Source organism: Rhizobium sophoriradicis (genome assembly GCF_025200795.1).
Taxonomy (GTDB): Bacteria; Pseudomonadota; Alphaproteobacteria; order Rhizobiales; family Rhizobiaceae; genus Rhizobium; species Rhizobium sophoriradicis.
In genome coordinates, this window is the sequence record NZ_CP104152.1 from 391,048 (window position 1) to 406,009 (window position 14,962).

Here is a 14,962-nt window from a genome sequence, read left to right on the forward strand (position 1 = left end):
AATAATGTAAGAATGCCCGGCAGAGCTGGGCGCAGCCGGCGGTCAGGAACCCCCTGACCGCCGGAAACTATTGGACATCTGCCATGTTGCGTTTTTTCATCGGCCGCCTTGCGGTGCTGATCCCGACATTCCTCGGCGTTTCCCTGATTGCCTTCTCGTTCATCCGCCTGCTCCCCGGCGATCCCGTCATGCTGCTCTCGGGTGAGCGTGTCATGGCTCCGGAGCGGCACGCCCAGATCATGCACGACCTCGGCTTCGACCGGCCCATGTATGTGCAATATTTCGATTATCTCGGAAATGTGCTGCAGGGCGATCTCGGTACCTCGATCGTCACCAAGCGACCAGTGCTCGGCGAATTCCTGACGCTGTTTCCGGCGACGCTGGAGCTTTCCTTCTGCGCCATCATCCTCGCCGTCTGTCTTGGCGTGCCCGCCGGCATCTTTGCCGCCGTCAAGCGAGGCACGTGGTTCGATCAAAGCGTGATGGGCATCGCCCTGGTCGGCTATTCCATGCCGATATTCTGGTGGGGCCTGCTGCTGATCATCTTCTTCTCCGGCTATCTCGGCTGGACGCCGGTGTCCGGCCGCATTTCGCTGATGTATTTCTTCAAGCCGGTGACCGGCTTCATGCTGATCGACAGCCTGCTGTCGGGTCAGAAGGGGGCGTTTGCCTCGGCCGTCAGCTATCTCATCCTGCCGACCATCGTGCTCGCAACCATCCCGCTTGCCGTCATCGCGCGCCAGACGCGCTCGGCGATGCTCGAGGTTCTCGGCGAGGACTACGTCCGCACGGCGCGCTCGAAAGGCCTGAAGCCGCTGCGCGTCGTCGGCGTGCACGCGCTGCGTAATGCGATGATCCCTGTTATCACCACCATCGGCTTGCAGATCGGCGTTCTTCTTGCCGGCGCCATCCTCACCGAGACGATCTTCTCGTGGCCGGGCATCGGCAAATGGATGGTCGATTCGGTGTTCAAACGCGATTACGCCGTGGTTCAGGGCGGCCTTCTGCTGATCGCCGGCGTCATCATGCTGGTCAATCTGATTGTTGATGTCCTTTACGGCTTCATCAATCCGCGCATTCGTTACTAGGAGCGGTCCATGAGCACGGTCACCGTCAAAACCGGCCAGCCATCCGCTCTTGCGGAATTCTGGCATTACTTCTCCCGCAACAAGGGCGCCGTCATCGGCCTCGCGATTTTCATCCTCATTCTGGTCGTTGCTGTCTTCGCGCCGGTCTTTGCGCCGCATGCGCCGAACGAGCAGAACCGTGAGGCGCTGCTGGCCGTGCCCGCCTGGATGGAGGCTGGCAGCATCTCCTTCCCGCTCGGAACCGATGCCGTCGGCCGCGATATCCTCTCGCGCCTGATTTACGGCGCGCGCTTCTCGCTCTTCATCGGCGTCGTCGTCGTCACGCTTTCAGTCATCTGCGGCGTTCTGATCGGCCTTGTGGCCGGCTATTTCCGCGGCAAGATCGATACGGCGATCATGCGGCTGATGGATATCATCCTGGCCTTCCCGTCGTTGCTGCTCGCTCTCGTGCTGGTGGCGGTGCTCGGCCCGGGTCTTACCAATGCGATGATTGCGATTTCGCTGGTCAACCAGCCGCATTTCGTGCGGCTGACGCGCGCCTCGGTTATTTCGGAGCGCGAGAAGGAATATGTCATCGCCTCGCGTGTCGCCGGTGCCGGCACGCTGCGCCTGATGTTCAAGACGATCCTGCCGAACTGTCTCGGGCCGCTGATCGTGCAGGCGACGCTCGCCTTTTCGGCGGCGATTCTCGATGCCGCGGCTCTCGGCTTCCTCGGCATGGGCGCTCAGCCGCCGACACCCGAATGGGGCACGATGCTTGCCGAATCGCGTGAGTTCATCTCGCGTGCCTGGTGGGTGGTGACATTCCCGGGCCTTGCTATCCTCATCACCGTTCTCGCCATCAACCTGATGGGCGACGGCCTGCGCGATGCGCTTGACCCCAAGCTGAAGAGGTCGTGATGCCACTTCTCGAAATCGAAAATCTAACCGTCGAATTCCAGACCTCTTCCGGTCTCTTCCGCGCCGTCGACGGCGTCTCGCTTGCCTGCGACAAGGGTGAGATCCTCTCGGTCGTCGGTGAATCCGGCTCGGGCAAATCCGTCGCCATGCTGGCGCTGATGGGGCTTCTGCCCTGGACGGCCAGGATTACCGCCGATCGCATGCAGTTCGACGGCCAGGATCTGCGCGGCATTTCCGGCCGCCAGCGCCGCAGGATCGTCGGCAAGGACATGGCGATGATCTTCCAGGAGCCGATGTCGAGCCTTAACCCGTGCTTCACGGTCGGCTTCCAGCTGGGCGAGACATTGCGTGTCCACATGGGCCTCAACCGGAAGGAGCGCCGCGAACGCTCGATCGAGCTGCTGAACCTCGTCGGCATTCCGGCGCCGGAAGATCGGCTGTCGAACTTCCCGCACCAGATGTCGGGCGGCATGAGCCAGCGCGTGATGATCGCCATGGCGCTCGCGTGCAATCCGAAGCTCCTGATCGCCGACGAGCCGACGACGGCTCTCGACGTGACCATCCAGGCGCAGATCCTCGATCTGCTGGTGCGCCTGCAGAAGGAGCAGGGCATGGCGCTGGTGCTGATCACCCACGATATGGGTGTCGTTGCCGAAACCGCCGAACGCGTGCAGGTGCAATATGCCGGCCAGAAGGTCGAGGAGCAACCGGTGAAGGCGCTGTTCCGCGATCCGCACCACCCCTATACCGCAGCCCTGCTCGCCGCCCTGCCGGAACGGGCCAAAGTCGGCCAGCGCCTTCCCTCGATCGCCGGCGTCGTGCCCGGCCAGCATGGCCGCCCGACAGGCTGTCTTTTCGCGCCGCGCTGCGGCTACGCCACGGTCGAATGCGATCGCGGCGTCGTGCGCCAGGGGCCGGAGTTCGGACTGGCATTGTGCAATTATCCTTTGAAGGACGGCAAGCCGCTCGGGCATCCCGGCGTCATGGTCAATGAAACTGCAGGAGACCTGGTATGACGGGCGCTGTTCTCGAGGGCAGGGATCTCGCCCGCTTCTACACCGTCAATCGCGGTCTTTTCAAAGCCGACGCCACCGTCAAGGCGCTGAACGGCGTCAGTTTCAGCCTCCATTCCGGCAAGACGCTCGCCGTCGTCGGCGAATCCGGCTGCGGCAAGTCGACGCTCGCCCGCTTGGTCACCATGATCGAGGATCCGACGGCCGGGGAACTGCTAATCGACGGCAAACCTGCGCGCATCGGCGACCGCAGCCTACGCAGCCAGGTGCAGATCGTCTTTCAGAACCCCTACGGCTCGCTCAACCCGCGCCAGAAGGTCGGCGCGATCCTCGAAGAGCCGCTGAAGATCAACACCGATCTCAATGCCGCCGCCCGCCGCCGCAAGGTGGAGGAGATGATGGCCCGTGTCGGCCTGCGTCCGGAACACCATGGCCGTTATCCCCATATGTTCTCCGGCGGCCAGCGCCAGCGCATCGCCATCGCCCGCGCCCTGATGCTGCGGCCGAAGGTGCTGGTGCTCGACGAACCGGTTTCGGCCCTCGACCTGTCGATCCAGGCGCAGGTATTGAACCTGTTGATGGACCTGCAGAAGGAGATGGGCCTTGCCTATCTCTTCATCTCGCACGGCCTCTCCGTCGTCCACCACATCGCCGACGAGGTGATGGTAATGTATCTCGGCCGTCCCGTCGAAACCGGTCCCGCCGCCGAGGTCTTCGCCCGGCCGCGCCATCCCTATACGGCAGCCTTGCTGTCGGCGACGCCGATCGCCGACCCCGAGCGCGCCAAGAACCGCATCCGGCTCCAAGGCGAGCTGCCGTCGCCGCTGAAGCCCCCGTCCGGTTGTCACTTCAACCCGCGCTGCTGGAAAGCGCAGGACTATTGCCGTCAGGTTTCTCCCGAACTAAGTGGAGAGGGTGAGCAAAAATATGCCTGTCACTTCCCCCTCGATTGAGCGGGAAGCCGGAGCCTCGGAGGGATCATGCCGGAAGAGCGGTTGAACGAGCCCCATGCGATCATCGTCATGGGGGTCAGCGGCTGCGGCAAGTCCTCCGTCGGTGAGAAGCTGGCGGCAGCCCTGCACCTAGCCTTCATCGAAGGCGATGCGCTGCATCCGGCCGCCAATGTCGAGAAGATGTCGAAGGGCGTTCCGCTGACCGACGAGGACAGGATGCCCTGGCTCGATCGCATCGGCGAAGACATCCGGGCCTCGCTGGAAAAAAGCGAGGGCATCATCGTCTCCTGCTCGGCGCTGAAGCGCATCTATCGCGACAGGCTGCGGGCTGCGGCCGGCGGCAACCTGTTTTTCGTTTACCTCGAAGGCTCCAAGGCGCTGCTGACCAAACGGATGGGCGAGCGCAAGGGCCATTTCATGCCGGTCTCGCTGCTCGAAAGCCAGCTGGCGACGCTGGAGGTGCCGACAGGCGAGCAAGGCGTCGTCACCGTCGATATTGACGACACGGTGGAAGGCATCGCGGCGACGGCCCTGAACGGGCTTGCCGCTCTCGGCGTCACGGGTTGAAACGCTGCGGCGAATAGGCCGCAATATCGATGAACGGTTTTTCGCCGGTGATCAGCTCCGCCAGCACGCGCCCGGTCACCGGCCCGAGCGTCAGCCCGTGATGGGCATGGCCGAAAGCGAACCACAGGCCTTGATGGCGCGGCGCTTTGCCTATGATCGGCATCATGTCGGGTGTGCAGGGACGCGCACCCATCCACGGTTCGGGATCGAGCCTGTCGCCGAGCGGGAAGATCGTGCGGGCGACGACCTCGGCCCTGTCGAGCTGGACCGGCGTCTTCGGCGCGTCGAGCGTTGCGAACTCCGCTCCCGTCGTCAGCCGGATGCCGCGCCGCATCGGCGCCAGGAGATAGCCACGTTCCGCATCGAGCATCCAGTTGTTGAGCACGGCAGCGCCCTTGGCGGCATAATGCATGTGATAGCCGCGCTTGACGCCGAGCGGGAAGGAATAGCCGAGCCTGCGTGTTGCGACGGCCGCCCAGGGGCCGAGCGCGATCACCGCATCCTCGGCTTCGAGCGCGCCCTCTGCCGTCATCATCTTCCAGCCGGAGCCGAATTGGCCGAATGAGGCGGCGTCACCGGTGACGAAGCGGCCGCCGAGGCTTTCGAAATAGCGGCGATAGGCTGAGGTCAGCGCATGTGGGTCGAGCACCGACCAGGGATCGCGCCAGCGAATGCCGCCGGCAAAATCGCCTGTCATGTCGGGCTCCACGCGGGCGATATCGGCCGGGGTCAAGCTATCATAGTCCACCCCGAATTCATTCTGCCAGAGTGCTGCCTCCGCCAGGGCCTGGTCGCGCTTGGCCTCAGTCCGGAAAAGCTTTATCCAGCCATCCCTGCGGATCAGCGCTTCGGCGTTTGACGCCTCGATCAGATCCTTGTGTTCGGCAATCGAATGTTCGATCAGCGGCGCATAGGCCCGGGTGATGATCGCATGGCGCCGGGCATTCGAATTCCACCAGTAACGGGCGAGAAAGGCAAGCTGGCTCGGCAGCGTGCTGAGGTGATAATGCGCATCGATGCGGTTATTCAGCGCATAGCGCATGAGAAGACCGAGCTGCTGGGGAAAGCCGTAGGGCGCGACACCTTCGCGCTGGATCAGGCCGGCATTGCCGAAGGAGGTTTCGCTGCCCGGATCTTTGCGATCGATCAGCGTCACCTGCCGGCCGCGCCGCTGAAGGTGGATGGCCGTGGACACCCCCACGATGCCGGCGCCGAGCACGATTGCGGTTTTGATCATTCCCCTGCATTCCGCTTTGTTATCAGCGTGAAAATGCCCCCGCTGATATTGCTGCGCAAACGAAAAATCGCATTCATTTCACAATCATTACGCTTTTCAGTGCGGCATTTTCGGCCTTCATGCGGACAAGGAGGGCGCAAGCGTTGAGAAGTGAAAAGCCGATCGCGTAAAGCGGCAGCCCGAAGACGAGAGGAAGGGCGACGATCTCGCCGACGACGATTGCGTAGTTCGGATGCCGCAGGAAGCGATAGGGACCTGACGTCACGAGCGGCGCGCCGGGCAGGATAATGATCCGCGTCGTCCAGCGGTCCTTCAGTGTCGCCAGCACCCAGAGCCGCAGTGCCTGCAGCACCATGAACACCGCAAGCCAGAAGAGATCGACCGGCCTGCCCGGCGCCAGCAGCCAGAGGCCGATGATCCACCCGGCATGCAGCGCCACCATGGCGGGGTAGTGCTCCGGCGCCACTTCCCTGCCGCCTCTGGCGAGAAGGGCGGCAGTGTTGCGCCGGGCAAGCACGAGCTCGCCAAGCCGCTGCAGCGTCACGAAGGTAAGCAGCGCGATTGACGGCCACATCATGCCGGCCTCCGGAGCGTCACGCAGCTCGCCGAAAAGCCCGGTCCCATGGCGATCATCGCCGAGCGGTCCGGCAATCCGGCGCGGATCGCCCGCTCCAGCACGAAGAGAATGGTCGGCGACGACATATTGCCGTAGTCGGCAAGCACGCCGCGCTCGTGATCGAGAGCGCCCGGCGTCAGCGACAGCGCGCTCTCCATCGCGGCCAGCACTTTCGTGCCACCGGGATGGCAGATGAAGCGGTCGATATCGCATGGTGCCAGCCCGTTCCGTGCCAGAATGGCCTTCACCGCCGGGCCGAGCTCCTGCTCGGCAAAGGGCGGCAGGGCTTGCGCCAGCACGATGCCGAAGCCGCCGTCGTCGATCTTCCAGCCCATGATATCGAGCGTGTCGGGAAAGAGATGCTCGCCGGTCGATTCCACTTCCGCCAGCCCGCCGTCGCCCAATCGCAACACGCAGGCGGCGGCGCCGTCGCCGAAAAGCGCCGTCGCGATGATGTTCGGCCGCGTCAGCTCGTCGAGGCGGAAGGCGAGCGTACAGAGCTCGATCGAGACGAAGAGCACGACGGCGCCCGGCCGGCTTCGCGCCAGCCGGGCGGCGATGGCAAAGCCCGACACGCCGGCCGCACAGCCGAGCCCGAACACCGGCACTCGCTCGATATCGGCCCTGAAACCCATCCGGCGGGCCATCTGCGCATCAAGGCTCGGTGTGGTAAAACCGGTGGAGGAGACCGTCACCACACAGTCGACATCGCCGGCCTCAAGCCCGGCCTGCTGAAGTGCTGAGCTCGCGGTCTCGACGAAGAGCCCGCCTGCCACCTCCGCATAGGCCTGCATCCGGTCCTGCCAGCCATGCGCTTCGTCGAACCAGGCAAGCGGGCGCGCGGCATGGCGCTTTTGGATACCGGCGCTGTCGAAGACGCGGGCAAGATGGCGAAAGTCATCAAAACGGTCGGCAAACAGCCGGGCGGAGGCTTCGAGCGCTTGCTTCTGGAAAATGACATGTTCGGGTGCGGCGACGGCGAGGCTGACGAGTTTTACAGTATCGGTCACGGACTTCTCCTTGTCGTTCCCGGCGCAACGCTGAGAACACCCGGTCCCGATGATTTATTCGGCTTCGGTGGCTTCACGAAGCCGTTATGGAGAAAATAGGAGGCCGGCGAATAAAGTCCGGGGCAGCGGTGTTTTCTCCTCGCAACGTCACTTTCGAGGAGTTTCCCATGACGATCATGACAGCCCGTTTTGCTTCCATCCTTCTCAGCGGCTGCCTTGCCGCTTCCCTCTTCTCCGGCCCTGTCTTTGCGGTCGGCGATGACAACAGCACGATGCCGACCTGCAGGAAGGGCGAGATCTACGACCAGAAGACCAAGAAATGCGTCAAGCAGCAGAGCGCCAACGTCTCGGACGAGAACCGCACCGACTATGCCTATTCGCTGGCCAAAGCCGGCCGTTATGAGGAGGCGCTTGCCATGCTCGACACGGTCAAGGACCAGAACAGCGCCGAAGTGCTGAATTATCGCGGTTATGCCACCCGTAAGCTCGGCCGCACCGACGACGGCATCTCCTATTACCTCCAATCGGTGAAGCTGGACCCGCAATATGCCAAGGTGCGCGAATATCTCGGCGAAGCCTATGTCATCAAGGGCCGGCTCGATCTCGCCAAGGAGCAGTTGAGGACCATCAAGGCGATCTGCGGCACGACCTGCGAGGAATATCAGGACCTGAATGCAGCCATCCTCGATCCGTCGAAGATCTGATTGCCGGTATGGGCGGGAAGACGGAACCAGAAAGGCATGTGAGAATGTCGGTCGCGCGCGCCTCATTTCCTGCCTATAGTCGCGCAAGAACGGAATCGCCGGTTCATCCGGCGGTCCCGAAAAACGCAGGATCGTCGGAGGCGGCCATCGCCAGCGCAGCGGATATCAGGAGCGGCCTGACGGAAAATCTGGCAAGGCTCTGGCGTTATGGTCTTGTTCTCTCGCATCAGCGCGATGTCGCCGACGACCTGGTGCAGGCGACCTGCCTTCGCGCGCTGGAGCGCGCCGATCAATTCGTCCCCGGTACCCGGCTGGACCGCTGGCTGTTTTCGATCCTGCATTCGATCTGGCTGAACGAGATCCGCTCGCGCCGGGTGCGCCAGGGCCAGGGCTTCGTCGACGCCGGGGACGCGCTGATCTTCGACGGCGCCCACGACACCGAAACCCATGTGATGGCGGGCCAGGTGCTGAAACGGGTGAGTGCGCTGCCCGAGGCGCAGCGAACGGTGGTTTTCCTCGCCTATGTCGAAGGACTTTCCTATCGCGAGGTTGCAGGCATACTGGATATCCCGATCGGCACCGTGATGAGCCGGCTGGCGGCAGCCCGCGCCAAGCTCGCCAGTGACGAGCGGGAAGGGGGACGGCAATGAACACGAAACACACCACTCCCTCCGATGAGGACCTGACCGCCTTCATCGATGGCGAACTGACGGCCGAACAGGCGGCCCGCATTGAGGCCATTGTGAAGGAAGACGAGCGCGTTGCCGAACGGCTGGAGTTCCTGGCGCGCGCCAGCCTCCCGTTCGAGCAGGCTTTCGCGCCGCTGCTCCAGGAAGCGCCGCGCGAAAAGCTGGAGGGAATGCTCGACGCCATCCCTGCGCGGGAGGATGCAAAAGCTGTCTCGGCGCCTGCTGCCAGCCGCCGCCGCTTCCTCGCCGCGCTCGCCGCTGCGCTCGTCGCCGGCATCGCCATCGATCGCGCCGTCCTTGGCCTCGGCAGAGGCTTTTCGGCAAAGGACGAAAGCAGCGAATGGCGCGCCGTGGTCGCCGAGTATATTTCGCTCTATACCGCGGAAACGCTTGCCGGCCCGTCGCCCGCCTGGGAGTCTCAGGCCGCCCAGCTCGCCCCCCTCGACGAAAAACTCGGCCTGTCGCTCTCTCCGGAAGCCGTCTCGCTTCCGGGCATCGATTTCAAACGCGCCCTGCTGCTGCAATATGACGGCAAGCCGCTCGCCCAGATCGCTTATCTCGATCCTGATACCGGGCCGATGGCGCTTTGCATCGTCCGTTCCGATGCCGGCCCCACAGCGCCGGACCTCGAAAGCCGCAAAGGCATGCACGTCGTTTACTGGTCGACCGGGAGGCACGCCTTCATGCTGATCGGCCATGCGGCGGCCGACAGGATGGCGGCGATTGCGGACGGGGTGCGCGGGAGGGTGCAGTTTTGAGGACGAAGCAAGGGATTGAACTGCACCATTTTTTCCGGCAATTGAGGTGATCAAAATTTCGCTCTGCCCCTCGTCGCTGGTGGGATCGAGCCCTGTGATGAAACTTAATTTGGCTGGTCGGCAGAAAAAATCACCAACACAAGCACCTCGCACCGGCCCGTGCCATTGCTTGCGGCTTTGAGCAATTTTTGACAATCGGCGATTGTGCGCATGGGGGTGCTTGTACAGGCGCCTCTCCACTCGGCAATACGGGATGAAATCATGAATTTAAACGTCAAACGGCTTTTGTTTTTCTGCGTATTACCATTGGCCGCTTTTTGTCTTGTTGTCGGATGGATTTACAGTGGAGCACCGGGGTTTCCCGCACCCAGTTTGAAGCGGATAGCTGTCGCTCGTTGGCAACCGCGCGACTCCGCTGGAGAATTCGTGTATCAAGATAAGCTTTGGCTGTTAGGTGGCTGGAAAACAACGCCGACAGAGCTGCTTAGGGATGTCTGGAACTCGACGGATGGCGTCAAGTGGGATCTAGTCCAGCCGGAGCTACCTTTCCATTATACCGACTTGCCAATGACGATCGTGTTCAAGGATCGAATGTGGGTAATGGGTGGGACCACACTCTCGGATCCAGATCATCCTGCCACCAATTCCGTGTGGAACTCCGATGACGGGATTCACTGGAACAACGTGCAAGCAGCGGCTTCATGGAGCCCAAGAACAGCTACGCCAATTGTGATGCTAAATGGCAAGTTGTGGATTCTCGGGGGGCTTGAGTGGGTTGATGGCAAGCAGACCCTTAAGAACGACGTGTGGAACTCCAGCGATGGTATCAATTGGACTAAAGTGACAGAACACGCAGCATGGCAGCCACGCGCGTATCACGCAGCCGTCGCTTATCACGGAAAACTATGGGTTCTTGGCGGCGGATCATATCATCCAGACTACATCGCCTTCAACGACGTTTGGAACTCTGAAGATGGTATCAATTGGAAAAAAGTATCCAATGCACCGTGGAGCGGACGGATCTGGTTCTCGGCATCAGAGTACCAAGACCGCATTTGGGTCATTGGTGGCTGGAGCAAAGACACGCTTAACGTCGGCGGAATTTGGTTCACGGACAACGGCATTGATTGGACGCGATTGCCTTTATCTGACAGCTGGCGACCAAGGCATGAACAATCGACTTATGTTGTGGGCGATAAGATAATCATCGCTGCTGGGCATGCCGACCCAATCACAAATGAGGTGTGGGAGCTGAAAGTTCCTCCGTTATGGTTGAAATTCGATCGCCTCGTCCGTCAGGTGCTGCCTTTTGTGAACGGGCGGACGGATGGCAGCGCAGACTAGCCCCGACAGTGGTGGTTAAAGACCAACCTGATGCATCAAACCCTCGCAGATCCGCGGTCGACGTCGTATCTACCGTGGGTAGTCGATGGGAATCAACTGGAGCTGCTTCTCGGCGCGATGAATATGATCTCAACAACTCCGAAAATCATTGCTTGAGTTGGCTCGCTACGTGTATTCGGAAAACCAGAGAAATTCGATCGAATTTTGAGCCGCCCAGTTCGATCGATCGAGTTCAAGAAGTTGCTGCCGCAGAGCCTGGAATTGGTCTGTAAGGCAATTCCAGAAGGTAGAGGCATGAATGTTCTCGCAGAACCGAATGATAAGCGGCTAACAATTAAGATGGATCGACTGTCGCGGGTTGAGTTGTTCACTTACCCTCTCATTATTTGTATCCATGCCTATGCCTTAGTGGTCTTCGGGGCGACGTATTGGATCGATTCACGCGACTATATATCATTGGCCACTGCCATGTCTTCGCCTAGCGGGTTGCAGCTGTTTTACCAAGCAACAGGTCAATGGATATTTAGCCATCTCGGGCCCGGCGTGCCGGGAGCCTGGCTGTTGCTCAGCGAGTTGCCGGTCTCCTGGCAATGGCCGGCGCTCGCGATATTCCAGCACATGGTGGCGGCAGGGGCGCTAATTTTCGCATTTCGGACGGTTTATCGCCTTTGGCCATCGCCCGTGCACATGATTTTCGTCCTATTACTCCTGCTACTGCCAGCGTATCAGGCATTTCATAATTCACTTCTGACCGAATCGTGCACTTCATCTTTCGTTCTGATTGGTTTTTCGTGTTGTTTAAGGATAGCGCGGAGGAATCGGTCTGTCAGTAGTTGTGTTGTTGGGGCGCTTATAGTGATCGCGTGCGTGACCCAGTTTAGAAGTTACTGGGGAGCTATAGTCGCGTTAATGTTATTCTACGCACTTATTTCCCGGGCATTTCTTATTTCTAGATGGATGGTTGTCCTTTTCGCTGTGTCGGCTAGCTCGGTCCTAGCGTTTCCGGCATACAGATATCTGCAGGACGGGCAATTTTTTCTTCCAGCTGGCGGTATCAACCTTCTAATATCGGCGTCGCAGGCTAATCCACACCCCTCGTCGACAGTGAATACGCTCCTTAACGCGGCAGGGTTTCCGGATACTTTGACGCATAGCGGTATCACAATGTCCGACGCGCTATTAATCGCTGAAAAGTGGAGAGCTGAAGGACACTCCAACAGCGAGATCAACGAAAAGGCAGAGGAACTCGCCAGTGCGCTACGCTCGGACGGGGCGAGGGTTCAATTGAACCGGCTTCTGTATGCGATGGCGTCAATCGGAGCGATCCTGCCGTCTGCGATAGTTCCGCAAACACATGAAGTCTTTCCGGGATACTCTCCCAGGAATTTTCTCGATCATCTTTACGGCTATTATCGTTGGCAAAGCTGGGCATCATCGCAGGACTATCGGTCTACATTCGACCGTTTTTTTGGGCCGCAAGCAGCCTCAGATGCGGCGGTTTTTCCGTTTGCGGTTTTATCAAACGCTAAGATCTATGCAGCGTTCAATCCGTATATTTCGATCTTCCGAGAGAGGCTGCGTGATCCAATTGGTTTAGGTGTTGTTCCGCCCGACCTTTGGCTCCTGTTTGCGTTGCTGGCTGCTGCATTTTTGACGGTACAAGCGAAGGAAGTAACAATATTGCTACTCTGTTCGTTGGCGCCAGCCTTTGCTGTCGCGTATGCGTTTCCGGTTGGAAATCCACGCTATTCAGTACCATTGCTTCCATTATACTTTTTCGTCACGTCGATTGGGGCGGCTCACCTCATCGCACGGTTGCGACTTTCGAGAGTTCATCAAAAGAGAGCCGCAAAAATATCATCCCATGTAAACTAGCGCTTTCAATTCCAATCCGTGTCAGCGTTGCAGACATCACCTGTATTGAGACCACCTCCATCGTTGAGATCGAATGCCGATCCTGGGCGAAAATGGCAAACTCCAGTATGCCTCCCCGGAGGGGTGAGTGAGTTTGGAAAACTAAGAGGAGGTGCGTTTACTGCCATTGATGAAGATTGACTTTTGTGGCGAGAACACCCAATGAGGCCTAATCATTCCTGTCCGCGCGAGTCCCACATGGCAATTGTGCGGTCGCCGATAAAACCGGGTGCCTCCGGTCATTCCACGGGTGCACAAGCAAATATGAGAAGTCTTCCAAAAAAAATCATTGCTGGCCATACCGGTATGGTGGGTTCGACCGTTGAACGAGGCTTGATCGCGGAAGGGTGTCCGGCTAGCTCAGGCAACTGCTTGGGCTCTCAAGATTTTTGCAAAAGATGGGCCGGGAAATGGTTATGCATGACTTAGCGCAAGCGCAAAAACCCGCTTTGCATAAACGGCATGACTTCGATGTAAATGTGAACCGCCGAATGATTTTGGGCGGCGGATACTGTCGCGCGGGGAGAAGCTCTTGATAAAATTCGCTGTTGTTGGGTGCGGACGCATTGCTAAAAGACATTCCGAACTGTTGGGCTTGTCACAGATAACCGGGGCGTCGCTAGTCGCAGTTTGTGACGTAGTGGAAGAAAGGGCAAAGGAGTTCGGAGAAAGGTTCGGTGTTCCTCACTATCAGTCCATCGACGAAATGCTCCAGAACACTGACGCCGATGTCGTATCGATATTGACGCCAAGTGGCATGCATGCAGAGCACGTCATAACTGCTGCAAAATATAAACGGCACATCGTGGTTGAAAAGCCAATGGCGCTGACTTTGGCCGATGCTGAAGCGATGATCAAGGCGTGTGATGACAACAACATTCGCCTTTTTGTCGTCAAACAAAACCGGTTTAACGTCCCGGTCCTGAAAGCGCGCGAAGCTCTTGATGCGGGCCGCTTCGGAAAGCTCGTGCTCGGGACGGTTAGGGTACGATGGTGCCGCGATCAGAGTTACTATGATCAGGATAACTGGCGCGGTACCTGGCAATATGACGGCGGAGTTCTTGCCAATCAGGCAAGTCATCATATCGACATGTTAACTTGGTTCATGGGTGATGTCGAAAGTGTTCACGCGCGCGCGGCGACAGCGTTGGTGGATATCGAGGCGGAAGACACTGCCGTAGCCACACTGAAGTTCCGCAACGGTGCTCTCGGCATTATAGAAGCCACCGCAGCAACGCGACCCAAGGACATTGAAGGATCGATTTCGATACTTGGTGCTGGGGGCTCTGTTGAGATTGCGGGCTTTGCGGTGAACAAGATCCGCACCTGGCAGTTCGGCGACCATGACTTAGGCGATGAGCAAGTTATGGAGAGGTACTCTGTTAATCCTCCGAACGTTTATGGTTTTGGTCATCAGGCTTATTACGAACATGTCGTCGATTGCCTAGTGAACGATACAAAAGCCATCGTGGATGGTCATGAGGGACGTCAAAGTCTCGAGCTGATCTCCGCACTTTACGAATCAATCGCTTCCAATCAGGAAGTGAAATTGCCTTTGGAAGTGAAACATTCGAAACTGGGACGATCTTCGCAGTGACCGACGGCTCCCCCACGCTCTGGAAGGCGCAGGTCAGAGACGTCGTTTGCGGCGCTCGGGTAAAAATAGTTGAGCCCGCCAATGTCTATGAATGCGAACTTGCGGATGATTGTTTCGTCGGTCCGTTCGTCGAAATCCAGAAGGGCGTGAAGATCGGGCCGCGCACAAAGATACAGTCACACAGTTTCATATGCGAACTTGTGGAGATTGGTGAGGATTGTTTCATCGGACACGGGGTTGTTTTTGTGAACGACCTTTTTTCGGGAGGTGGGCCTGCGCGGGGGAATCGCGCGCTCTGGAAGGAGACCCGGATCGGCAACCGAGTTTCGATCGGCTCAAACGCTACGGTTCTGGCAGTTCGGATATGCGACGATGTCGTTATCGGCGCAGGCGCGGTTGTAACCCGGGATATCACCATTTCTGGCACCTATGCCGGCAACCCCGCCCGGCCTTTACCTCGTTCGGCAAGGAATGAGGTTTAGGTTTGTCCCAGAAGGTCGTCGTTGGCGGACAACGTCGGTACATGCCCCAGGCTTTGCAGCTTCTCGCCGTCAGCCCCCGTGGGAAGGGTG

At 59.4% G+C, this 14,962-nt stretch carries 15 protein-coding genes; 12 read left to right on the plus strand and 3 right to left on the minus strand.

The features are described 5' to 3' along the window. Positions 1-83: 83 nt before the first annotated feature. The 5 genes from N2597_RS01870 to N2597_RS01890 are packed head-to-tail and all read left to right on the plus strand — an operon-like array spanning position 84 to position 4,521. Entirely contained in the window at positions 84-1,088 is a 1,005-nt protein-coding gene (locus tag N2597_RS01870) for an ABC transporter permease subunit (protein WP_183597445.1), read from the plus strand. A gap of 9 nt (positions 1,089-1,097) precedes the next feature. Continuing rightward, positions 1,098-1,988: an ABC transporter permease subunit gene (locus N2597_RS01875; protein WP_039618001.1), complete on the plus strand. Its 891-nt coding sequence runs from the start codon at positions 1,098-1,100 to the stop codon at positions 1,986-1,988. Continuing rightward, complete coding sequence (locus N2597_RS01880; protein WP_183597443.1) at positions 1,988-3,004, plus strand: ABC transporter ATP-binding protein; 1,017 nt, start codon at positions 1,988-1,990, stop codon at positions 3,002-3,004. The genes N2597_RS01875 and N2597_RS01880 overlap by 1 nt, the downstream gene beginning before the upstream one ends. After that, positions 3,001-3,954: a peptide ABC transporter ATP-binding protein gene (locus N2597_RS01885; RefSeq protein ID WP_039618005.1), complete on the plus strand. Its 954-nt coding sequence runs from the start codon at positions 3,001-3,003 to the stop codon at positions 3,952-3,954. Before N2597_RS01880 ends, N2597_RS01885 begins: the two co-directional genes overlap by 4 nt. A 27-nt stretch (positions 3,955-3,981) precedes the next feature. Continuing rightward, positions 3,982-4,521 carry a gluconokinase gene (locus N2597_RS01890; protein WP_183597441.1) on the plus strand — a complete coding sequence of 180 codons (540 nt, stop codon included), beginning with the start codon at positions 3,982-3,984 and terminating at the stop codon, positions 4,519-4,521. On the opposite strand, the gene N2597_RS01895 is transcribed toward N2597_RS01890, so the two are convergent. The 3 genes from N2597_RS01895 to N2597_RS01905 all read right to left on the minus strand — a co-directional run bounded on the left by N2597_RS01895 (position 4,511) and on the right by N2597_RS01905 (position 7,384). After that, positions 4,511-5,758 carry an NAD(P)/FAD-dependent oxidoreductase gene (locus N2597_RS01895; RefSeq protein ID WP_183597439.1) on the minus strand — a complete coding sequence of 416 codons (1,248 nt, stop codon included), beginning with the start codon at positions 5,756-5,758 and terminating at the stop codon, positions 4,511-4,513. The genes N2597_RS01890 and N2597_RS01895 overlap by 11 nt on opposite strands. Positions 5,759-5,831: 73 nt before the next feature. Then, on the minus strand, positions 5,832-6,335 hold the full coding sequence (locus N2597_RS01900; RefSeq protein WP_077991432.1) for an isoprenylcysteine carboxyl methyltransferase family protein: 504 nt from the start codon (positions 6,333-6,335) through the stop codon (positions 5,832-5,834). Then, entirely contained in the window at positions 6,332-7,384 is a 1,053-nt protein-coding gene (locus N2597_RS01905) for a type III polyketide synthase (protein ID WP_183597437.1), read from the minus strand. The genes N2597_RS01900 and N2597_RS01905 overlap by 4 nt, the downstream gene beginning before the upstream one ends. Positions 7,385-7,551: 167 nt before the next feature. On the opposite strand from N2597_RS01905, the gene N2597_RS01910 reads away from it, so the two are divergent. The 7 genes from N2597_RS01910 (at position 7,552) to N2597_RS01940 (ending at position 14,872) form a co-directional block, all read left to right on the plus strand. Continuing rightward, a complete protein-coding gene (locus N2597_RS01910; RefSeq protein WP_183597435.1) occupies positions 7,552-8,088 on the plus strand; it encodes a tetratricopeptide repeat protein in 537 nt (178 codons plus the stop codon). Between the two features lie 44 nt (positions 8,089-8,132). Next, positions 8,133-8,738, plus strand: coding sequence for an RNA polymerase sigma factor (locus N2597_RS01915; RefSeq protein WP_183597433.1), 606 nt, complete (start codon positions 8,133-8,135; stop codon positions 8,736-8,738). Then, entirely contained in the window at positions 8,735-9,535 is an 801-nt protein-coding gene (locus N2597_RS01920) for an anti-sigma factor family protein (RefSeq protein ID WP_183597431.1), read from the plus strand. Before N2597_RS01915 ends, N2597_RS01920 begins: the two co-directional genes overlap by 4 nt. A gap of 261 nt (positions 9,536-9,796) precedes the next feature. Next, positions 9,797-10,879 (plus strand): Kelch repeat-containing protein, encoded by a 1,083-nt coding sequence (locus tag N2597_RS01925; protein WP_183597430.1) that lies wholly within the window; start codon positions 9,797-9,799, stop codon positions 10,877-10,879. Between the two features lie 1,164 nt (positions 10,880-12,043). Further along, positions 12,044-12,754 carry a hypothetical protein gene (locus N2597_RS01930; RefSeq protein ID WP_183597428.1) on the plus strand — a complete coding sequence of 237 codons (711 nt, stop codon included), beginning with the start codon at positions 12,044-12,046 and terminating at the stop codon, positions 12,752-12,754. A gap of 571 nt (positions 12,755-13,325) precedes the next feature. Further along, on the plus strand, positions 13,326-14,390 hold the full coding sequence (locus tag N2597_RS01935) for a Gfo/Idh/MocA family protein (protein ID WP_039618018.1): 1,065 nt from the start codon (positions 13,326-13,328) through the stop codon (positions 14,388-14,390). Continuing rightward, entirely contained in the window at positions 14,387-14,872 is a 486-nt protein-coding gene (locus tag N2597_RS01940) for an acyltransferase (RefSeq protein WP_039618020.1), read from the plus strand. The genes N2597_RS01935 and N2597_RS01940 overlap by 4 nt, the downstream gene beginning before the upstream one ends. The last annotated feature ends 90 nt before the right edge of the window (positions 14,873-14,962 follow it).